A 21,996-nucleotide genomic window follows, 5' to 3' on the forward strand; every position below is an offset into this window, starting at 1 on the left:
CATCCGAAACTAAGCTAGGATTTATTATATTTGAGTTCTCATAATTTCTTGATAGGCTTCAATCACTTTGTTCCGGACTTGTGTAGTCAACTGTAAACTCAGTAGAGCCTGTTGGGAAGAAATCATCACTTCGTCAATGTTCACTTCTCCCAATACAAATTTATTACTCATATCCTTAGCTTGTTGTTCCTGATCAGCCACTTTATTGAGCGCATCCTCAAGATAAGAGCCAAAGCTCTCCATCGAATTAGCAGGAGTGGATGAAACTTCGGAAGATGTCGGTTTCATTGCAAGCTGCTGTACAGCCTGAACCCCATTAGATATATTCTGTATCAACTGTTTCCCCCCCTTAAGTTAATTAACATTCATTTATCTACCAATTTCGAGTGCCTTGCTTACCATAGCTTTGGATGCATTAAGCATCGTAACATTGGCATCATAAGAGCGAGATGCAGATAACATATCAACCATTTCTTTGGTAATGTCTACGTTTGGCATATAGACATATCCTTCAGCATCCGCATCGGGATGGCTCGGATTGTATACCGGCTTCAATGGTGAAGTGTCTTCTATGATCGACTGCACCTTAACCCCTTCATTGCTATTATTCATTTTCGAATTTAGTATATTCGAGAATTTATTACTTTCGTTCGTTTCCAAAACAACCAACTTACGTCGGTAAGGAACAGCCTTGCCATCCACCACGGATGCTCTTGTAGTTTCAGCATTGGCTACGTTGGAAGAAATTACATCCATCCGCAACCGTTGAGCCGTTAATGCAGATGCGCTGATCCCAAAACTACTTCCAAAGTTCATACTCTCTTATCCTCCTTGAATTACGGCTCGCATCATCGAAATCTGACTGTTAATCTGTTCAACATAAGAACTATACCTAAGCTGATTCTCTGCGCTTAACGCCATTTCGCGATCTACATCCACATTGTTGTCGTTATTGTTCATAGAGGTAGTTTCATCAGTATTTTCAACAGCAGCGGGAACAATTGTGTTGCTGCCAAATTGATAATGCCGGGTATCCGAAACTTTCGCTCTAAGTGTAGATTGGATTCCACTTTCCTGTTGTTGCAGGATACTTTCGAATGAAACATCAGAACGTTTGAAATTGGGCGTATCTTGATTAGCCACATTATTTGCTAGAGCATTTTGTCGTTTATAGGCAGCATCAATGCCTCCCTGCAATCGTTGAAAACTGACACTATTCAGCAATCCCAAGACAATTCCTCCTTTCAAAGCTATCATAATGAAAAGAATTCCACAACTTCCATCAAAAAACCTGCTTGCTTTCGACAAATAAAGAAAAAAATACTCTAAATTTACGGTATTCCGTCGAACGCTGTCGCAATGAATAACACTTAGCATTTTCACATACATTGATTTTCATTTAATTTGTATATTATTACAATAAGAAATAAGCCCTATCTTTTTAGAAAAGACAGGGCTTTTAGCACTTTATTACTATTTATTTACATTTTCAACTCATTTTTTTCTTTTTAATTGCATGTTTTGACATAATTTTACGTTTTCACGACACCAATTTGTAATTTATCTAATCCGTTATGCCCAAATTCAAAATACATAGATTTTTTGTTTTTTTGTCGCTTTAAAGAATATACTGACTTAAATCACGATCCTGAGCTATACTTGCCAATTTCTCGCGCACATACTCCGGGGTAATAACCATTTTTTCTAAAGTCAGCTCAGGTGCTTCAAAAGAAAGATCCTCTAACAGCTTCTCCAAAATAGTATGAAGACGCCGTGCACCTATATTCTCCATATTTTGATTCACTGAAGCCGCTATTTTGGCGATCTCATGTATAGCATCCTTCTGGAATTCCACTTCTAAATTTTCTGTTTTAAGCAGATTCACATATTGTTTAGTTAAAGCATTCTCTGGTTCCGTCAAAATAGAAACGAAATCCTCTAACGTTAGACTACTCAGCTCTACGCGAATCGGAAAACGACCTTGAAGTTCTGGAATCAAATCTGAAGGCTTAGCAATATGGAAAGCTCCGGCAGCCATAAAGAGTACATAGTCAGTCTTCACAGGACCGTATTTCGTCATAATGGTCGAGCCCTCTACAATCGGCAAAATATCCCGTTGCACGCCTTCACGCGACACATCCGGTCCAGACCCTTTTCCCTGACTTGCTACTTTATCGATTTCATCAATAAAAATAATGCCTGATTGTTCAGCCCGAGTCACGGATTCCTGGATCACATCATCCATATCTATCAGCTTGGCCGCCTCATCCTGAATGAGTACCTTGCGCGCTTCGCGAATAGGAAGCTTACGTTTCTTCGTCCGCTTAGGCAGCAAACTGCCGAACATCTCTTGCATATTCATACCCATCTGGTCATTTCCTTGACCTGCAAACATATCCATCATAGTTGGCGCTGTATCCTCAACATCAATTTCAATGATGTCATCTTCCAGCTGACCAGCTAACAGCTTAAATCTAACCCCACGGCGGCGTTCACTTAGGCTTCCATCCTGCTCAGCGTCTTCTTTAGAGTCCTCTTGGGCAGAATTCCCTCCAAAAATCATCTCGAAAGGATTCTTTTGTGATTTATTTTTGGAAGAGGAAGGGACCAATATAGAAACAATCCGCTCATTAGCCAGTTCTTCCGCACGATCCTTAACCTTCTCCGTACGCTCAAGCTTCACCATACGAATAGAAGTCTCTACCAGATCACGAACCATAGATTCCACATCTCGACCTACATAACCGACTTCAGTAAATTTAGTGGCCTCCACTTTGATGAACGGTGCATTAACAAGCTTTGCTAGACGCCGGGCGATTTCTGTCTTTCCCACACCTGTAGGTCCGATCATCAAGATGTTCTTAGGAACGACTTCATCACGCAGTTCCTCTGCTAGCAGACTGCGCCGATACCGGTTACGAAGCGCAACGGCTACCGATTTCTTGGCTTGCTTCTGACCTACGATATATTTATCCAATTCGGCTACAATTTGACGGGGTGTAAGCGATTGATTCACCATCGTGAATTCCTCCTTGTCTCTATGGCACTGAGTCTATAATTGTTCAACAATAATGTTGGAATTAGTGTACACACAAATTTCAGATGCTACCTGAAGCGATTCTCTAGCAATATCCGCAGCGGAGAGATTGGGTGCATGACGTTTGAGTGCTCGACCTGAAGCCAGCGCAAAATTACCACCGGAACCAATCGCAAGAACGTCATCATCCGGTTCGATAATTTCACCATTTCCGGAGATCAGGAGCATTCCTTCCTTATCCATAACAATCATCAAAGCTTCAAGCTTCCGAAGAATACGATCTTGACGCCAATCCTTCGCTAATTCAACTGCAGCCCGCTGCAGGTTCCCATGATGCTCCTCCAGCTTGCCCTCGAATTTTTCGAATAGGGTAATAGCATCCGCAACGGACCCCGCAAAGCCTGCTATTACTTGTCCTCTGTACAGGCGACGGACTTTTCTGGCCGTCGTCTTCATAATAACACTCTCTCCGAATGTAACCTGTCCATCACCTGCTATAGCTGCCTGTCCGTTATGTCTTACAGCACAAATTGTAGTCGCATGAAAGCTGGGTACCATGATTGTAAGTTACCTCCTTAAGATGGGCTTTGTTCGCTATCGACAACCTCCGGCTCCGAATAAGCGAGTCCTGTACGGTTGGCATACTCGGCAAGACTGTCCAGAGCGCGATGAGCTAACATTTCATTCTTTTCCTTCTTATTGCGGATCTTCTTCTCTACCTTCGGCAACAAACCGAAATTGGCATTCATAGGCTGAAAATGCTCTGGATCGGCAGAAGTAATATAAGCTGGCATGCTGCCTAGAACAGTATCCTGCGGGAAGATCAGTCCTTCCTGTCCGAGTGCTGCCCGTGCAGCATTAATGCCAGCAATGAGCCCGGAAGCAGCTGATTCCACATAACCTTCTACACCTGTCATCTGTCCAGCAAAAAAGAGTCTTTCCTTGCCTTTCATCTGATAGGTTGGGTGCAGAAGCTTAGGAGAATTAATAAATGTATTTCTGTGCATCACACCATAACGAACATATTCAGCATTCTCAAGACCAGGGATCAGCGAGAATACACGCTTCTGCTCGCCCCATTTCAAATGGGTCTGAAAACCAACAAGATTGTAAAGTGTGCCAGCAGCGTTATCCTGACGGAGTTGCACAACCGCGTAAGGAAGTTTACCTGTATGCGGATTGATAAGTCCTACTGGCTTCATTGGGCCAAATAACGCTGTTTGCTTGCCGCGTTTCATCATGATTTCAATAGGCATACAGCCCTCAAAGTATATCTCTTTCTCAAAATCCTTGAGTGCTGCTGTCTCAGCAGAAATCAACGCATCATAAAACACGTCGAACTCCTCTTCTGTCATCGGACAATTCAGATAAGCCGCTTCTCCCTTATCATAACGGGAAGCCAAATACACCTTGTTCATATCAATGGTGTCTTTCTCAACAATCGGTGCTGCTGCATCATAGAAGTAGAAATACTCTTCACCCAGGAGCCCTTTTATTTCAGCAGATAATGCCGGTGAAGTTAGTGGGCCCGTTGCAATAACAACAATCCCTTCCTCCGGTATATGCGTAAGTTCTTCATTTATGACTTCAACGAGCGGATGATTATGCAAAGTATGGGTGATCTCACCTGAGAATCCGTCCCGATCTACGGCAAGTGCTCCTCCTGCGGGTACCGCGTGTCGGTCAGCAGCACCTAATACAAGAGAGTTCAAACGCCGCATTTCTTCCTTCAATACACCTACAGCATTTCCTAATCCATTCGCACGCAAGGAGTTGCTGCATACCAGTTCAGCAAATTGATTCGTGTGATGGGCTGGTGTCTTTACTACGGGTCTCATCTCATATAATCTTACCGGTACTCCTAGTGATGCTATTTGCCAAGCGGCTTCGCTTCCTGCGAGACCCGCTCCAATTACTGTTACTTTTGCTGTATCTGACACTGTCTTTTTTCCTCCCATAGAGACTATTAATCTGCTAATTCTTCTTCGTTGTCTAGAACCGCCTCTGTATGATCACAAGATGTACATTGTAGCTTGGTTCCTTGCTTATTACGTTTCTCAATCATCCAAGATCCACATGATGGACATGGTTTTATAGAAGGTCTATCCCATGAAACGAAATCACAACCAGGGTACTGATCGCAGCCATAGAAAACTCGCCCTTTTTTGCTGCGTCGCTCCACAACCTTACCTTCATGACATTTAGGGCAAGTTACGCCAATATCCTTGATAATCGGTTTCGTGTTTCGGCAATCCGGAAAGCCAGAGCATGCTAGGAATTTCCCAAAGCGACCCAGCTTATACACGAGAGGTTTGCCGCATTTCTCACAGATCTCATCAGAGACTTCATCTTCAATCTCAATTTCTTTCATCTCTTCTTCCGCAAACACCAAACGCTTCTCAAACGATTCGTAAAACTCTGCAAGAACCTTTACCCAGTCTTCTGATCCCTCTTCCACATGGTCAAGATCCCCTTCCATGTTCGCGGTGAATTCAACGTTTAGGATTTCGGGGAAAAATTGCTCCATCTGCTCTATTACAAGCTCGCCAAGTTCGGTTGGCATGAATTTTTTCTCTTCAATAGCCACATAACCACGCTTCTGGATGGTTTCCAGCGTTGGGGCATATGTACTTGGACGGCCTATACCCAGCTCCTCAAGCGTCTTTACAAGTCTTGCTTCCGTATATCGTGGAGGCGGTTGTGTAAAGTGCTGCTTAGGCTCGATCTCCTGCTTATTTAAAGCATCTCCCGCTTGAAGCGGCGGCAAATACTTGTCTTCATCTGTAGTTCCGTCATCGTTGCCTTCTACGTAAACCTTCATGAACCCGGGGAATGAAACCTTCGAACCAACAGCTCTGAATGTAGCAGTACCTGCAGCAATATCGACCGAAAGCGTATCCAGCAGGGCAGAAGACATCTGACTTGATACGAATCGCTCCCACACTAGCTTGTAGAGACGGAATTGATCACGACTCAAGAACTCTTTGACCATTTCAGGTTCGCGTAATGCCGAAGTAGGACGAATCGCTTCATGCGCTTCCTGTGCTCCAGCTGCCTTTTTAGAATACTGCCGTGGGGATTCTGGCAAGAACTTCTCACCATACTTAGCTGTTATAAGCTCTTTAGCTTCATCCTGAGCGGTGACAGAGAGACGCGTGGAGTCAGTACGCATATAAGTGATCAAACCTACGGTACCTTCTTTACCGAGTTCCACACCTTCGTATAGCTGCTGTGCAACAGACATTGTCTTAGCGGCACGGAATCCAAGCTTACGGGCTGCTTCCTGTTGTAGGGAGCTGGTGGTAAAAGGAGCCGAAGGATGACGTTGTCTTTCCTTCTCCTTCACATCACTCACCTTAAAAGATGCGTTCTTAATGGCTTCAAGAACTTCCTGAACATCACTTTCCTGGTTCAGTTCTTTTTTCACACCATTCAGCTTATGAAACTTAGCTTCAAAGACGGAATCCCGGATTCCAAGCTTCGCTGTTATGCTCCAATATTCGGTGGGTACAAAAGCGGAGATTTCATTCTCACGATCCATAATGATCTTCACGGCAACGGATTGTACACGTCCAGCAGATAAACCTTTTTTGACTTTCTTCCATAATAGAGGGCTAATCTTGTACCCTACCAGTCGATCCAGAATACGTCTAGCCTGCTGTGCATTCACGAGATCCATATTAATCTTACGCGGTGTCTTAAAAGCATCTTTTACCGCTTGTTTGGTGATCTCATTAAAAACAACTCTGCATTCTTGTGTATTATCTAAATCCAGCGCATGCGCCAAATGCCAAGCAATTGCTTCCCCTTCGCGGTCGGGGTCAGCTGCGAGATAAACTTTTTTAACTTTTTTACTAGCGTCTTTCAATTCCTTCAATATAGATCCCTTACCGCGGATAGTAATATATTTGGGACTGAAATCATTCTCCACCTCAACACCAATTTGACTCTTCGGTAGATCTCTAATATGTCCCATTGATGCCTTTACAATATATTTACTACCTAGATATTTGCCAATTGTCTTCGCTTTTGCAGGCGACTCGACAATAACTAATGCATCTGCCATAGACTCTTCCTCCTCGTTAACACTCGCACCTCTATATTAAATTACCTTATAAATAGCTCCTGGTAATTGTGTTACCGCTTTTTTTATGATTAAAGATAACAGAACTGAATGCAAATGTCCAAAATCCCATCCTGTTCTTACAAGCAGATCGTCCAATATAAAAGGGCCTTGATGCAGTATATGGTATAGGTGAGACTCCTCATTTGTCAATTTCTTTTCAATCATAAAGTCGTCTGCTGTCTGTTCGGTAGTGCTATTATTCCCTGTTTTTATTACGTTTGTCGGCAAATAAGAAGTGTATTCTTCTATAATATCTAATCCACTGGTTACCAGCTTTGCCCCCTGTTTGATAAGCTCTAACGCCCCTCTGCTCTTAGGTGATGTAATAGGTCCGGGAACTGCGAAGACATCCCTTCCAGCTTCCAAGGCAGCATCGGCTGTAATAAGTGATCCACTGCGACTGTCAGCCTCCACTACCACTGTCCCCCGTGATAAACCTGCTATGATCCGATTACGCTGTGGAAATAATCCAGGATGACTTTTAGTTCCAAGAGGATACTCTGTAATGACAAGCCCATCCTGAGAGATACGCCGCTCCAGTTCAATATTCTCAGTTGGATAGACTTTGTCCAACCCTGTTGCCACTACCGCTATGGTCCCTCCACCGCTTCTTAGCGCCGCTTCATGACAAATGCTATCGATCCCCCTCGCAAGTCCGCTAACCACCGTTAGACCTGCTGCACTAAGCTCCTCCGCGAGAATCTCCCCTACCTTTCGTCCATAAGCTGTTGGCACACGAGTGCCAACCATCGCCACACTAGGAGTTGATAACAGTTCCAAACGCCCTCGATAATAAAGGATCCACGGTGGCTGTGACGTCTCCTTCAACAAAACAGGATAAGCCGCATCAAACACAGTGACCATCTTCACTGCACATTCTTCCATTAATAAGCGCCTTTTGGTGATCCATTCTAATGTATATATGGAAGCAAGATAATTCGACAGCTTTCCGTTCAATCCGATCGTTTCCCAATCTTTTGCACTACAGGAAAATGCTCGTTCTGACATTAAGCCGGCTCTGCGAATCTTATCGATACTCTTCCAGCCAATCCCCTCCACTTCATTAAAACCAAACAGCAGATCTTTTTCTTCCATATAAGCTTACTCTCCTTTAATGGAAGGGTTAGCCTTCCCTATTTTGTAACATGAATTAGAGGAATGCAATATTTTCTTGTAATTCAATATTTTTCTATGTTAAAAAAACAAAAAAAGCAACCTTTTATCCCTTGGATAGGAACAAAAGGTTGCTTACCTCTGAAATAATTATACACGAAAGAAGCCCACTCGCGTAGAGTGAATTCCTTCAAGTAAATAAAATAATTAATGCGTTGTAAAAGCGCTAAGAATACCGCGTTCTTCAAGCACACTTACTAGCGTTGAGCCCATTTCGGCAGGTGTAGGAGCAACCTTGATTCCGCACGATTCAAGTACGGCAATTTTCTCACTCGCTGTGCCTTTGCCTCCGGAAATAATAGCACCCGCATGCCCCATACGTTTGCCAGGAGGTGCAGTAGCGCCGCCAATAAACCCTACTACCGGCTTAGTCATATGCTCACGAATCCACTCTGCTGCTTCTTCCTCTGCGGTTCCGCCAATTTCACCAATCATGATGACTGCCTTTGTACCCGGATCCTCATTAAAAAGCTTCAGAATATCAATAAACTCTGAGCCTTTAACAGGGTCTCCGCCAATACCTACAGCTGAAGATTGCCCGATTCCACGCGTGGTCAGCTGATGAACAGCCTCATAGGTTAGAGTTCCGCTGCGCGAGACAACACCTACGTACCCTGGCATATGAATATAACCCGGCATAATTCCTATTTTGCACTCACCAGGAGTGATAACTCCCGGACAGTTAGGTCCGATCAATACAGTAGAGCGCCCCTCCATATAACGGGACACTTTTACCATATCAAGTACTGGAATCCCTTCGGTAATACAAATCACCAGGTCGAGTTCTGCGTCCACGGCTTCCATTATGGAGTCTGCTGCAAATGCTGGCGGTACATAGATTACACTAGCGGTTGCGCCTGTAGCCGCCTTAGCAGCTACAACAGTATCGAATACCGGAAGGCTAACCTCACTGCCATTTTCAAGCGTGATGTTGACAGATGTTCCACCTTTACCCGGTGTTACCCCTCCAACCATCTGTGTTCCATAATCCAGCGCACCTTTAGTATGGAACAAACCCGTTGATCCTGTAATTCCCTGCGTGATAACTTTCGTATTTTTATCTACAAGAATGCTCATGCCTTAAGTCACATCCCTACTTATATTGTCAAATACGATAACTGGCTTCCTAAATCAGGCCATTATTGCACAAGAGACACAATCTTACGGGCACCGTCCGCCATAGAATCAGCAGCAACAATATTCAGTCCCGATCCGGCCAAAATCTGCTTGCCCAATCCAACATTTGTTCCCTCAAGACGCACAACCAGCGGTTTGGTCAAACCCAGTTGACTAGCCGCTTCTACAACACCGTTAGCGATAACATCACAGCGCATAATACCACCGAAAATGTTAACAAAAATTCCGTTCACTTTTTCATCGGATAAAATGATTTTAAAGGCTTCTGTTACTTTCTCGGTCGTTGCACCGCCCCCTACATCCAGGAAGTTGGCGGGTTCGCCTCCATAATACTTAATAATATCCATAGTGGCCATCGCGAGACCTGCGCCGTTTACCATGCACCCAATATTGCCATCAAGTGCAATGTAACTAAGGTCATACTTCGAGGCTTCGATTTCCTTTAAATCCTCTTCATCCAAATCCCGCAGCTCTAGAATATCTTTATGACGGAACAAGGCGTTGGAATCAAAATTCAGTTTGGCATCCAGTGCCATCACATTCCCATCCGCAGTCACTACCAATGGGTTAATTTCGGCAATAGAGCAATCTTTATCCACGAAAGCTAAATATAGCGCTTGCATGAATTTCACAGTTTTGCCTACCAGCTCATTAGGAATAGAGATACTATAAGCCAGCTTACGCGCCTGGAAAGTCTGCAAACCCACTGCCGGATCAATGATCTCTTTAAAAATTTTCTCCGGATGTGTTGCAGCTACTTCTTCAATCTCAGTACCGCCTTCTTCAGAAGCCATCATGACCACTCGGCCAGTACCTCTGTCAACTACGATACCAATGTAATACTCCTTAACAATTTGACAACCCTCTTCAATGAGCAGTCTTTTTACTACCTTACCCTCCGGTCCAGTCTGGTGAGTTACTAGAGTCTTGCCCAGAATCTCAGTTGCGTAACTACGCACCTCATCGATATTCTTAGCAACCTTTACTCCTCCAGCTTTACCGCGTCCACCTGCGTGAATCTGAGCTTTAACTACAACAACTGGTGTGCTCAGTGACTCTGCGGCTTCTACCGCTTCCTCCACTGTATAAGCTACTTTTCCATTCGGTACGGCTACACCGTACTTCTTAAGCACTTCTTTTCCCTGATACTCGTGGATATTCATAGCGGTAGCCTCCTAAAGTAGCGTGGTGACTAAACAGGCAGCCTGTTGTCATCTCGCTTTCCGTTTTGATTGCCGCGGGGTTAGGGATAGGCTGATGTTATACATGCAGCACTATTCCGGAACCAGCAGAAACTGATCTACCACTCGTAAAAAGAATGGCATTATTTCTGCAAGAGACATTGTGTAAATCTATAAGACTAAGCTTATATTTACCTATATGCCATACAAAGGAACCCAGAATAGTGTAACATGTTTTTAAAACGCTTACCTTAAATATATTCATGATTTGTACACATTTTTTCGCTTGATTTCATGCCGGAATGCGAACGATCGCATTGACTCCTTACTACGCTTACTTTTTACTATCTTGGATATTAGCTTCGTGAACACGATTCAGTAAGTCTTTAAACTGATCAAGTAGCTCTATGGATTCATTATTTGTCAGTGTCGTTTCTTCCATCATTTTGCCGGGAATACACACGGCATCACTTTGGAGTGCCCAGCCTTGTTTCGTTAGTGAGATTAATACTTTTCGCTCATCCTGCATCGAGCGTTCACGTATAATTAGGCCTGCAGCTTGCAAGCGTTTCAATAACGGAGTCAGCGTTCCTGAATCCAAAAATAACGCCTCACCAATCTCTTTCACTGTACATTGCTGCCGTTCCCATAACACAAGCATTACTAAGTATTGGGAGTAAGTTAAACCGATCTTATCCAAATACGGTTGGTACAGCTTTGTAATCTCACGCGAGCAAGCATAAATGGTAAAACAGAGCTGATTCTCGATCAGCAGCTCTGGGGTTGTAGTCATTTTCTGCATATCTTCTTCACTCATTTTCATATTTATTCACCCGCCTTATCTCTTTATTTTATCATAATTCCCTCATATATCATAATAATAGCAAAAAATTAATTTGACTTTTATATTAATTGTGATAAATTAGATTGTACACAAACTAATTAGTGAATAGGAGAGATTTATTATGATGACAATTCAACAAAAGATGTATGAAACCACAGTTAAAGCCGTTGGGGGAAGAAACGGTTATATAGAATCAGAAAGCCCTAAACTCAACCTTACGATCAGTACACCACGCGAAATGGGTGGTGCCGGTGGTGAAGGCACTAATCCTGAACAATTATTCGCAGCTGGCTACTCCGCTTGTTTTGACAGTGCTCTGAACATGGTTGCTCGTCTTGGAAAAGTGAAGATTGAAGGCAGTGAAGTTACGGCTACTGTAAGCTTTGGTAAAGTTGAAGATGGCGGATTCGGCATTGCGGTTAAGCTTGACGTGCTGGTTAAAGGCGTTGACAGAGAAACCGCAGCATCTTTGGTAGAAGCTGCCCATGGCGCATGTCCTTACTCCCGTGCCACTCGTGGCAATATCGAAGTAGAACTGAATGTACTGTAAGAAATTATAGAGAAAAATGTATGTGAAATTTGCTAAACGATCTAACCTTCGTTTGAATACGTGGCATTTCACATTCGAAGTCGCTAACGGACACAGTTGATCTTAAACGCAACTTAATCCCATATTTGGGATGCTATCGGACCTCATAGCAGCTATTGGAATGAAAACCACTCAATATAACCTTCTTCCGAAGGAATAGCGTCTCCAGAGTCCGAATCTACGCTCCAAGGGCTAAAAACTTGCAAACAACGTCCTCAAGGTCCGTTCCGTAAGCATCAGAGCATAATAATGGTTCGGCGATGCTCGTCACTACCGGTCCATAGTATAGAGCAGCGATTCTCATTAACGGGAATCGCTGCTCTTTTATCTTTATTCCTCCGCTAATACCTGTCGATCCAGATTACGGTATTGCACAGCTTCCGCGAGATGTGCAGAAGAAATATCCTGTGCACCCTCCAGATCAGCTATGGTACGGGATAGCTTAATAATCCGATCATGCGCTCGCATGCTTAGACCTAAATTCTCCAAAATATCATACAGCATTTGAGCACTCTCTCGGTTTAGGCTTGCATATTTCCGAAGGGAAGCACCGGAAAGTTCACTGTTCCATGAAATCGCCAGTCGTTTGTAACGTTTAGCTTGGATGGCCTGAGCAGCCAACACCTCCGCACGCATATCTGCTGACGATAAAACATGCCCCTGCCGATTCCATTCCTTCGGGCGGGGAACATCAACCTGTAAGTCGATCCGATCCAATAATGGACCGGATATTTTGGCTCGATATTGGGCAATCCTTGATGGACTACAGGTACAATTTTGCTGGGAGATACCGCTTCCAAAAAAGCCGCAGCTGCACGGATTCATCGATGCAGCGAGCATGAATTTGGCAGGAAAAGTAAAGGAAGCCCGGGCACGACTTATAGTAACCACCCCATCTTCGAGGGGCTGTCGCAACACTTCAAGCACATTCCGGGAGAATTCAGGCAATTCATCCAGAAACAGAATACCTCGATGCGCAAGACTTACCTCACCTGGCTTGGGAATACCGCCCCCTCCAATTAATCCGGCAGAAGATATCGTGTGGTGTGGAGAACGAAATGGACGACTTCGCAGCAAACCGTTGTGTGCATCCTTCAAATTTCCAGCCGCACTAAAAATTTTGGTTACCTCAAGTGCCTCACTGTCCGACAATTGCGGAAGGATACTGGGAAGGCGTTTGATCAGCATCGTTTTGCCTGTGCCAGGTGGACCGATGAGCATAATATTATGCATCCCTGCAGCCGCGATAGTTAGTGCTCTTTTCACATGTTGCTGTCCAAGCACATCACTGTAATCATCCATTATTTCATTCGCTTCGGAAGAAGCAGCCTCAGAATCAGAATATTTAGGGTTATATTTGAGATGCTCTACAGAAAGAACAAGCACCGGAGGTTGTTCTTTTGCCCCCGTCCCCATACTCACGGATACAGGAAAAGGAAGTAGTGATCCTTCAGATTCTTCTAGAGGAACTAGCTTATCTATAATCGGACCAAAGCTAGCCACAGATTCAGCAGCATTCGCTAACGCTTGCAAATGGTCGATGGTATAAACATTTATGCCACTGATTAAAGCGGCTTCTGCCGCATTGCCTTGCGGGAGCAGAACGGCTTTAAACCCGCTTTTACGCGCTGCTTCAACCATCGGCAACACACCCGAAACCGGACGCAGACTGCCGTCGAGCGCAAGCTCTCCAATCAAAAGCATCTCTTGAGCTGAAGGCATAATCAACTGGCCACTAGTTATCAGTATCCCTAAAGCAATCGCTAGATCAAAAGCGGAACCTTCTTTACGCAGGTCAGCTGGAGCAAGATTGATCGTAATACGCTGCTGTGGATAGCGGTAACCGCAATTTTTAACGGCAGCCCTAACTCGTTCAACAGCCTCGCGAATCGCTGAATCTGGTAAGCCAATGATATTCGTCTGCGGCAGTCCATTTGCAAGATCGATTTCCACACCAATCATTACCCCTTCAATCCCATACAGACACGCGCTAAACATTTTCCCATACATAATAAAAACACCTCATCTCCTGAATTACACCCTAATTTGGGGTGTCATAGCTTCAAGAAAAAAGGTGCTTCCTTATTTTCCAAATATATATTAGCTGTTAAGTACATTATAGAAGTTGTGTCCTAACGCAATCTGTGAGCAATTTATCTTTAGAATAAGAAATTCAAGTTTTACATAAAAGCGAAAGCACATCTCTAAAGACCTACATCAATCTCCTTCTTTAACTACGACCGAGTCCCTAATCTGCTCAAAAGTCAACGGTTTATAGTTCCAATGCTCTACACAAATGTTAAAATGATTGTTTCCCTCATATTTTTGCCCATGAATATGGCCGTGCACATTTACGTAAGGCATATGTTTATTCATGTACATAGGCTCATGTGAGAGGAAAAAGAAATCCTTATAAATCAAAGGATATTCACTAACCTCATCAAAACCTGCATCAAGCCACCAACTTTGGCTGCGGCCGCGATCATGATTGCCAAGAATCAGGATTTTGTATCCATGTAGCCTGGCCACAATCGCACGAGTTGCCTCCTTATTCAGAAAAGAAAAGTCTCCCAAATGAAATACTTTGTCTTCCGGATTCACTACCGAATTCCAACTTTCAATCATAACTTCATTCATTTGCTCTACATCGTTGAAGGGTCTGGATTCAAAATCAATGATCAACTTATGCCCAAAATGATGATCTGATGTGAAAAAAACCTTAGCCATGTGCACCCTCCTTTTGTTCCTATTCTAATGACAGTATGTATGAAAAAAGCTCCGACTACCCATAAACCCTAGGAAATTCGGAGCCCCGAGGACTTTTCCGCCTAATTTCTCACGAAATTATACGTATCATTCTATGTCATGAGGCGATGACGGAATACCTCTTTATTGTTAATGTTACTTTTCCCAGTCGCGCCGCTTACTCGAACGTTTATTAACATCACTCTGAATCAGTTCAGCTAAAGGAGGCGCCTCCTCATTGTCAATGAGCCAGCCACGCATCTCCTTGATCGCTTCCACCTGTCCATTGCCTTTGTCACGCCATGTAAGCAGTTCAATAACTCTAATTACAAGCGCTAAGAGACTGCTATTGCTGTTTTGCGACTTTTCAGCCCGGATTTTTTGAAATAACGCTTCATTTTCCCAATCTATTAATATTTCCTCCGCTATAGTGGGCCGCATTACCGTGAAGGTCTTATTGCAATTATCGCAACAGACGACAGATATTGGCTCTGCTTTAAATTTCACTTCAATCTTCTGCTGGCAATATTGGCATGTAAAACTAACCTGCATTTCAGAAGGTTTATTCTTCACTAGACAGCCCTCCTCATGATGACATTAAAAAGTTACTCCTAATGTTTACCCATTTCTTTTGAGAAATGACCCACAGTGCGGAAGGTATGTAAAGACTTTTTTATCAGAACAGCAGCAAATTCATAAAGAATCGCATGAGAAAATAGAGTTACTCTTAAAACGCCTCGCGAATATGACTAAGTGAAGCTAGGCTAAGATCGTCATTTAACAAGACGCTAATTACATCAAAAGAAACCCGCCGTTCCTCATAACCCTTCATATGCAAATAAACCTGTGTTGTACTCCGAACCTGGTTTATTTTGCGAGCATTCACCGATTCTTCTGGAGTTCCCTGAAGCAGCTCTCCACTGCGGCTACGAACTTCGACAACAACAATACAGTCTTCACGCTCCGCAATGATATCAAGCTCTCCAGTACGACAACGCCAATTCCGTTCCAATATCATATACCCGCTAGAAGATAGGTACTGCACAGCTCCGTTCTCTGCAGCAGTTCCTTTCTCTTTGCGGTTATAGTGCTTTCTTACATAGGGCTCTTTCATTCTTGTCCCCGTTCACCAGCGGAACGATCGCTCTGATACACAAAGCTGAGGATTTCCGCCACCAGCTGATAGAGCTCAGACGGAATCTGTTGGTCCAGATCAAGCTTTGAAAGAACCTCCACGAGGGCTGCATCTTCCTGAACAGCAACCCCGCTCTCCTTAGCCTTTTGCAGAATAAGGTCTGCTATCGCGCCTTGTCCCTTGGCTACTACGACAGGAGCCTCGTTTTGTCCGGGACTATATTTGAGAGCGACCGCTTTTTTGAGCCCTTGTGAAATTGGCTGTACAGGCTCATTCATATACGGTAATCCACTCCTTTGTAAGCCTCAGGAACATAATCAACAAACTTATTAGTATTGGAGCCAGCAAGCTCTTTAGGCAAATTCAATTCTGGCAAGGGTTCGGTTCTTAAACCTGATAATTGATAACCGATGGATTCTACTGCAGTTTTTATTTCTTCACGCCGCGTCTCCAGCAGCTCAAGCACCCACGGATGATCATTATGAAGCTTAAGACTAACGATTCGATCGACAACCTGCACATCTACCAATGTCTGCCCTAGCTGCTTCATGTCCAAATCGAACCATAATCGACAGTTAGCTGCATCCAACTCCCCTTTGCGGCCCCGCCTGGACTGGATATGAACCGATGCAGTTTCCTGCCCATCTGGACCTTGCAGCGGCAAGAACAATGTAACCTGCGCGAAGGGAGCAGTCCGATCTGTATTCAGCAGCAGCTGTTGGCCTGTCAGCTGCTGCACTAGCCCGCTCGCGGCATCTTTTACCGCGGGCGGCACCTCGCTGCTGCTCATAAGCTGCAGCAGCACGCCCTTCAACGTGTCGGCAGCTTGCTCCCCGCCGACACTGCCTAGCGCGGCTGCAGCTGTCCCCGCTGCCGCTCGCGCCGTCTCCGCGGCCGGCAAAGCGCCGCCGCGCACGGCCTGCTGCTCGTGCTCCGCACCGAGCAGCTTCAACACCCGCCCCACCCACGACTCCGCATCCGCGGGTGGGGCGGTGTCTGGCTGCACCGGCGAAGCCGCAGCAGCCGTGGTCTCCCCGCGCGGCGCTGCCGGCGCGGGGGCAGGATCTTGTCCCGCCGCGTCAGCGGGCGGGACGTTCGCGAGCTGCGGCATGCTGCCGCGCAACTCGGTGAGCACGCCCTGCAGCTTCGCGAGCAGGGCAGCCCCGCTAGGCGCAGCAGCTTGGCTTGCTGCACCAGCTTGGCTTCCCGCAGCAGCTTGGCTATCTGCACCAGCTGATCCAGTGGCGCTTGTATTCGCGCCACTGATACTACCCTGCGCTCTATCTTTATTTAGACTCATTTCATTGCCATGAGTTTCGCTCTGATTAGAACTATTTTGATTGCTTACAATTCCGTCCCCTTGCGTGTTAGCAGCACTACTCTGAGTTCCTGAAGCAAGCGTAGAAGTTATTTTCCCAGTCAAAGGTTCACCAGTATTTCCACTCTTCGAGAGCTGAACTACCTCACCAGCCTCTTCGGGGACCACTGGCTTGGCAGTTACAATACCGGTTTCATTCTCAGGAGTTTCAGCTGTACTTGCAGCTGCACTTCCTGATATTTCTGATTTCACTAAATTCAAAGGAATTATTGGTTCATCAGAAATAACTCCGGCTCCCGTTGCCCCTCCTGTTGCAGCAGCACTTCCGCTTGTAGTAGTAACACCAGCACTACCTTCAGCAGGTTTACTTACAGGTTGTCCAGTTCCTTTAATCGATACCTGGTCCATTTCCGCATCAGCATCACCTGCTGATACCACTTCCCCGTTAATCACAGCGCCCGTACCTGTCGTTACAGGAGCATTCAGCTTTCCGGTCGGGGTACCCATTCCAGGTTTAGCTTCGGCTGTTGTTGTTTCTTCACCGGCGACTTGACCTGCCCAAATCGTAATCTGTTCTTCGAGCGCTGACAAAAGCTGATGAAGCTGCGGACCAAAAACCGCCTGCTGCAATCCTTTCACACTTTCAGGGGTAACCGGCAAGCCCCGCTTTACAGAAATGACAGCTGCATCAAGCCATTCTGAGGTCGGCACGCCCGCAGGTTTCGCACTCATTACAGCATCCAGAATCGCCGCTGTCTCTTTGGTAAGCGGAATACCACCCGACTGCATCGCCAACACAATTTCCCGACCCGCTTTGGAGTCAGTAAGCCCAAGCGATTCCAATGCCTCGCCCATGTTTTGCGGGGTGGCTAATACCGTTTCGCCGAGGGAGACCGGCTTCAATACGGGCAATCCGCCTTCTCCGGGTGCTCCAACCTGTAAGTTCAGGGTCTCTCCTGGCAGTAGTGGTGTTTCCAACTCCGCACGAACAGGTGTACCTTGAATCTGCACAACGGCTTCTTTTCCCGAATCCGATACAGACAATACAACACCACGTACAACCTGCCCTTCCTTCAATTCCAAAGACTTGGCTGCTCCCGGTTTATTATCCCCGAGCAATCCACGGATCAATGTTCCGATATTCATACCGTTTCTCCTCCCTCCATTTACTCTCTTCTTACTATATCGGTATTAATCCGACTTTTTTGAGCGGTGAATTTATCCAAGCTTAAACGCCTTTGGCGTCTTTTATATTCTGATATTTCTAAAAAAGGGTTTGCTGTTCAGCAAGAATCTTCCCAATAAAGCTGCGCCGATGCATAGGTGTCGGACCTAACGCCGTAATTTGTTCCCTGTGAAGCTTGGTCGCATAACCTTTATGTATCGCAATCCCATAATCAGGGTATAATTCCTCCCACACCCCTTCACACAGTCTATCTCTTGTTACTTTAGCTATAATCGAAGCTGCCGCAATAGACTGGCTGTTAGCATCCCCTTTTATGATCGCCTGCTGCGGCAACGGAAGATCAACTTTTTCAGCATCGATTAACATATAGTCCGGAGTATGACTAAGACCTTCTACCGCTTTTTTCATCGCCAGACGAGAAGCCTGTTTAATATTAATTTCATCAATCATGTGGGAATCCACATAACCTACACCAATAGCTATCGCCTGCTCCATAATAATCTCGAATAAGGCATCTCTTTTTTTCGCTGTAAGCTTTTTAGAGTCGTTGACGCCATCAATAATAAGCCCTTCCGGCAAAATCACCGCTGCTGCAACAACATCCCCAAACAAACAACCTCTGCCTACTTCATCTACGCCGGCTATACGGCGATAAGACTGTTCCCAGCCCTCTTTTTCATAACTCAACATATCTATCGTACTCACGAATCTGTCACCGCCAATTATAAATTATTCTATAAACTACATAAGTCAGCTTACCATAGTAAAGCCCACATGGTCATGTACAAATAACCATCCAAATCAGCAAAAAAAGAGCCCCCGAAAATTTCCGGATGGCTCTTCCATACCCATTCATTTAAACGCCTTTAAGGTGTTTCCAGCGTAAAACGACCAAGCTTACCTGCCCGCAGCTCATGCAGCAAAGCACGTGAAGCTTTTTCCAGATCAACACGTCCACCGCTAATCAGACAACCGCGTTTGCGACCCACGGCTTCCATAACTGCAACGATCTCATCAGGGTTCTCAAGATCCTCAGGAAGCTTCTCAATACCAAAACGCTCTTGAAATCTGGAACCATAATCCTTGACCAAATACTTCACTGCATAAAAAGCAATGTCCTCAATGTTCAGGATTTCTTCTTTGATCGCACCCGTCACGGCCAAGCGGTAACCCACGTCTTGATCCTCAAACTTCGGCCATAAGATACCAGGAGTATCCAGAAGCTCCAGATTACCTCCTGTTTTAATCCACTGCTGGCCCTTAGTAACCCCCGGGCGATCACCCGTAGCAGCGATACTCTTACCAGCCATTCGATTAATCAGCGTTGATTTACCGACGTTAGGAATACCGACGATCAATGCGCGCATAGCCCGTGGGTTCATTCCCCTTGCGATCTGCCGATCAATCTTTTCCTTCAACAGCAACTTGACCTGCTCCGGAATCTCCTTAACGCCTGTTCCAGTAGATGCGTCCACAGGATGGGCAACATGCCCTTGTTCCTTAAAGTACGCCAGCCACTTCCGAGTAATTTCCGGATCCGCCAGATCCGCTTTGTTCAAAATAATTAATCTCGGCTTGTCCCGCAAAATATCGTCAATCATCGGATTGCGGCTGGAAAGCGGCAGACGGGAATCGAGCAACTCTATAACAACATCAATCAGCTTCAGCTTATCCTCGATTTGCCGCCTAGCCTTCGTCATATGACCAGGAAACCAATGAATGGCCATTGCCGTCACCTCCTTTGACTTCTGTCAACTTAATGGTTAATCAGTGTAATATCTTTTATCGGCCAGAAGATTAAATCTGCACGACCCACAATATCACCCAGCGGCACATAGCCAATCATCCGGCTGTCTGTACTATCCGAGCGATTATCCCCCATAACGAAAATATGTCCTTCTGGTACAGTACCATCCGTGAATTTTTCATTTGGGAAATCTTTATTATTATACAGAGCGTTGTTACTATGCGCAGCATCAATAGCGCCTTGGATGTAAGTCTCGTTAACAACCTCACCGTTAACTGTAACTACATCTCCTTCTACTTTCACAGTATCTCCAGCCACACCAATTACACGTTTAATAAAATCTCTGCCTTCAGATGGCACGTGGAATACAATAACCTCACCCCGCTGCGGAGATCTTATATCGTATAAAATTTCATTAACGATAACACGTTCTCCCGTATGGAAATTAGGCTGCATGGAAGGTCCATCTACAATAAAAGGCTTGAATAAAAGCCAGCGAATCAGTATAACCAGAACTAAAGCAATCGCAATGGCCTTGACCCATTCCAGCACTTCATTTTTCTGTTTACGTGGGTTCTGCTCGCTTGATTCCAAAGTTTCGCTTTGTTCCTGCTGCATAGTTCACCGTCCTCTCTTAATACTACTCTTACTATACAACACAAAAAAACTCCTGCCAAAAACCCCTCCACAGATACTCCTTCAGGAGGCCTTTTCGGAGAAGCTTATCCCCAAGCGTATATGTCACACGCATTGTATACCAAGCTAAAACGCCCTCAGCGTCCTTTTAAGGACGGTATGCGTTTATGCGAGAAATATAAGAATACTGTATAACGTAAAACTTATGCTTTTCTTATATTTTCAAAAAAAAATAAAGCGAAAGGGGCTTGAACTCAAGCCCCTCTCCTCTGTCACTATTCTAGCGACGAATTTCTTTAATTCTCGCTGCTTTACCACGTAGTTCACGAAGGTAATAAAGCTTAGCACGACGCACTTTACCACGACGAGCCACTTCGATTTTTTCGAGTTTAGGCGAGTTGATTGGGAATGTTCTTTCCACACCAACACCGTAAGAAATTTTACGAACCGTAAAAGTCTCACTGATTCCACCGCCACGACGTTTGATTACAACGCCTTCGAACAACTGGATACGCTCACGAGTTCCCTCGATAACTTTTACATGCACCTTCAAAGTGTCACCCGGACGAAAACTAGGGATATCTTTACGAAGTTGCTCTTGCGTAATAGCTTGTAGGATATTCATTAAGGACTTCCTCCTTCCGTACAGGTGTTCTTGCCTCTTCCGGAGAGATCTGAGCTCTCCCTCATTATCCGCAGCGGACCACCGTATTCCACACAACAGAGTTAATAATATCATAAAGGACGGGCTAATACAACTTATTTTTCTATTTTATAACGGTAACATATCTCTTTTTTTTGCCTTAGACTGGCAGTCTTTACACAAGCCGACCACGGTTCCATTGTCTTGAGCATAGAAGATCAACTTCCCATTCTTCTTCTTGCAAGAAGAGCAAGGTTGCTCCCCTGGACTCTGTTTGGCTTTGCGATGACTATCCATTGAGATCACATTACTGCTAGTCGTGCGCAAAGGATCGCTTGAGCTGCTTGTTTTCTTTTTCTGAACGATATAATACCCAACACCCAGCGCTAGCAAGACAAGCAAAATAACTACATATTTCATCTGGCTCCCTCCGCTCTTCATGATTTACTTGAGGTAAGAAAATAAAAAGACCGCCCTGTGATGCAAGTAAGGCAACGGT

Annotated in this window: 23 protein-coding genes; 1 reads left to right on the forward strand and 22 read right to left on the reverse strand. The window is 44.9% G+C overall.

All coding sequences use genetic code 11. From position 1 onward, the window contains the following. Positions 1–24: 24 nt before the first annotated feature. The 11 genes from fliE to MHB37_RS19705 all read right to left on the reverse strand — a co-directional run bounded on the left by fliE (position 25) and on the right by MHB37_RS19705 (position 11,477). Positions 25–336, reverse strand: a complete 312-nt coding sequence (gene fliE, locus MHB37_RS19655; RefSeq protein ID WP_036688553.1) for a flagellar hook-basal body complex protein FliE — start codon at positions 334–336, stop codon at positions 25–27. Between the two features lie 33 nt (positions 337–369). Next, positions 370–816, reverse strand: coding sequence for a flagellar basal body rod protein FlgC (gene flgC / locus MHB37_RS19660; protein WP_036688555.1), 447 nt, complete (start codon positions 814–816; stop codon positions 370–372). A gap of 6 nt (positions 817–822) precedes the next feature. Further along, on the reverse strand, positions 823–1,230 hold the full coding sequence (flgB, locus tag MHB37_RS19665; protein ID WP_036688558.1) for a flagellar basal body rod protein FlgB: 408 nt from the start codon (positions 1,228–1,230) through the stop codon (positions 823–825). A gap of 388 nt (positions 1,231–1,618) precedes the next feature. Then, a complete protein-coding gene (gene hslU, locus MHB37_RS19670; protein WP_036688559.1) occupies positions 1,619–3,019 on the reverse strand; it encodes an ATP-dependent protease ATPase subunit HslU in 1,401 nt (466 codons plus the stop codon). Between the two features lie 33 nt (positions 3,020–3,052). Continuing rightward, a complete protein-coding gene (gene hslV / locus MHB37_RS19675; protein WP_036688562.1) occupies positions 3,053–3,595 on the reverse strand; it encodes an ATP-dependent protease subunit HslV in 543 nt (180 codons plus the stop codon). Between the two features lie 17 nt (positions 3,596–3,612). Further along, a complete protein-coding gene (trmFO, locus tag MHB37_RS19680) occupies positions 3,613–4,995 on the reverse strand; it encodes an FADH(2)-oxidizing methylenetetrahydrofolate--tRNA-(uracil(54)-C(5))-methyltransferase TrmFO (protein ID WP_076100371.1) in 1,383 nt (460 codons plus the stop codon). 8 nt (positions 4,996–5,003) lie between these two features. Then, positions 5,004–7,103, reverse strand: coding sequence for a type I DNA topoisomerase (gene topA / locus MHB37_RS19685; protein ID WP_036688567.1), 2,100 nt, complete (start codon positions 7,101–7,103; stop codon positions 5,004–5,006). 36 nt (positions 7,104–7,139) lie between these two features. Continuing rightward, positions 7,140–8,258 (reverse strand): DNA-processing protein DprA, encoded by a 1,119-nt coding sequence (gene dprA, locus MHB37_RS19690; RefSeq protein WP_312148496.1) that lies wholly within the window; start codon positions 8,256–8,258, stop codon positions 7,140–7,142. Between the two features lie 225 nt (positions 8,259–8,483). After that, entirely contained in the window at positions 8,484–9,413 is a 930-nt protein-coding gene (gene sucD / locus MHB37_RS19695) for a succinate--CoA ligase subunit alpha (RefSeq protein WP_036688571.1), read from the reverse strand. A gap of 62 nt (positions 9,414–9,475) precedes the next feature. Further along, positions 9,476–10,636 carry an ADP-forming succinate--CoA ligase subunit beta gene (sucC, locus tag MHB37_RS19700; protein ID WP_038571984.1) on the reverse strand — a complete coding sequence of 387 codons (1,161 nt, stop codon included), beginning with the start codon at positions 10,634–10,636 and terminating at the stop codon, positions 9,476–9,478. A gap of 352 nt (positions 10,637–10,988) precedes the next feature. Continuing rightward, positions 10,989–11,477, reverse strand: a complete 489-nt coding sequence (locus MHB37_RS19705) for a MarR family winged helix-turn-helix transcriptional regulator (RefSeq protein ID WP_235219564.1) — start codon at positions 11,475–11,477, stop codon at positions 10,989–10,991. 142 nt (positions 11,478–11,619) lie between these two features. On the opposite strand from MHB37_RS19705, the gene MHB37_RS19710 reads away from it, so the two are divergent. After that, on the forward strand, positions 11,620–12,048 hold the full coding sequence (locus MHB37_RS19710) for an organic hydroperoxide resistance protein (protein WP_036688575.1): 429 nt from the start codon (positions 11,620–11,622) through the stop codon (positions 12,046–12,048). 369 nt (positions 12,049–12,417) lie between these two features. Here the strand turns inward: MHB37_RS19710 and MHB37_RS19715 are convergent, their stop codons facing one another. From MHB37_RS19715 to MHB37_RS19765, 11 genes are all read right to left on the reverse strand, one after another. Further along, the gene (locus MHB37_RS19715) at positions 12,418–14,097 is read right to left on the reverse strand and encodes a YifB family Mg chelatase-like AAA ATPase (protein ID WP_405168392.1); all 1,680 of its coding nucleotides are present in this window, start codon (positions 14,095–14,097) and stop codon (positions 12,418–12,420) included. A 207-nt stretch (positions 14,098–14,304) separates the two neighbouring features. Beyond that, positions 14,305–14,814 carry a metallophosphoesterase gene (locus MHB37_RS19720; RefSeq protein ID WP_076307719.1) on the reverse strand — a complete coding sequence of 170 codons (510 nt, stop codon included), beginning with the start codon at positions 14,812–14,814 and terminating at the stop codon, positions 14,305–14,307. 174 nt (positions 14,815–14,988) lie between these two features. Beyond that, entirely contained in the window at positions 14,989–15,405 is a 417-nt protein-coding gene (locus tag MHB37_RS19725; protein ID WP_051491578.1) for a hypothetical protein, read from the reverse strand. A gap of 154 nt (positions 15,406–15,559) precedes the next feature. Then, positions 15,560–15,946 carry a YraN family protein gene (locus tag MHB37_RS19730; protein WP_076127091.1) on the reverse strand — a complete coding sequence of 129 codons (387 nt, stop codon included), beginning with the start codon at positions 15,944–15,946 and terminating at the stop codon, positions 15,560–15,562. After that, positions 15,943–16,245 (reverse strand): EscU/YscU/HrcU family type III secretion system export apparatus switch protein, encoded by a 303-nt coding sequence (locus MHB37_RS19735; protein ID WP_038571992.1) that lies wholly within the window; start codon positions 16,243–16,245, stop codon positions 15,943–15,945. Before MHB37_RS19735 ends, MHB37_RS19730 begins: the two co-directional genes overlap by 4 nt. Beyond that, positions 16,242–18,431: a DNA ligase gene (locus MHB37_RS19740; RefSeq protein WP_405168393.1), complete on the reverse strand. Its 2,190-nt coding sequence runs from the start codon at positions 18,429–18,431 to the stop codon at positions 16,242–16,244. Before MHB37_RS19740 ends, MHB37_RS19735 begins: the two co-directional genes overlap by 4 nt. A 118-nt stretch (positions 18,432–18,549) precedes the next feature. Beyond that, positions 18,550–19,161 carry a ribonuclease HII gene (locus tag MHB37_RS19745; RefSeq protein WP_076179938.1) on the reverse strand — a complete coding sequence of 204 codons (612 nt, stop codon included), beginning with the start codon at positions 19,159–19,161 and terminating at the stop codon, positions 18,550–18,552. Positions 19,162–19,337: 176 nt separating this feature from the next. Beyond that, complete coding sequence (gene ylqF, locus MHB37_RS19750) at positions 19,338–20,198, reverse strand: ribosome biogenesis GTPase YlqF (protein ID WP_036688587.1); 861 nt, start codon at positions 20,196–20,198, stop codon at positions 19,338–19,340. A 29-nt stretch (positions 20,199–20,227) separates the two neighbouring features. Continuing rightward, positions 20,228–20,836, reverse strand: a complete 609-nt coding sequence (gene lepB, locus MHB37_RS19755; protein ID WP_036688589.1) for a signal peptidase I — start codon at positions 20,834–20,836, stop codon at positions 20,228–20,230. Between the two features lie 298 nt (positions 20,837–21,134). Further along, complete coding sequence (gene rplS / locus MHB37_RS19760; protein ID WP_036688590.1) at positions 21,135–21,479, reverse strand: 50S ribosomal protein L19; 345 nt, start codon at positions 21,477–21,479, stop codon at positions 21,135–21,137. Positions 21,480–21,626: 147 nt separating this feature from the next. Beyond that, on the reverse strand, positions 21,627–21,917 hold the full coding sequence (locus MHB37_RS19765) for a hypothetical protein (protein WP_051491579.1): 291 nt from the start codon (positions 21,915–21,917) through the stop codon (positions 21,627–21,629). Positions 21,918–21,996 lie beyond the last annotated feature (79 nt).

Origin of the sequence: Paenibacillus sp. FSL H3-0286 (genome assembly GCF_045040705.1) — a bacterium.
GTDB classification, from domain to species: Bacteria; Bacillota; Bacilli; order Paenibacillales; family Paenibacillaceae; genus Paenibacillus_AQ; species Paenibacillus_AQ odorifer.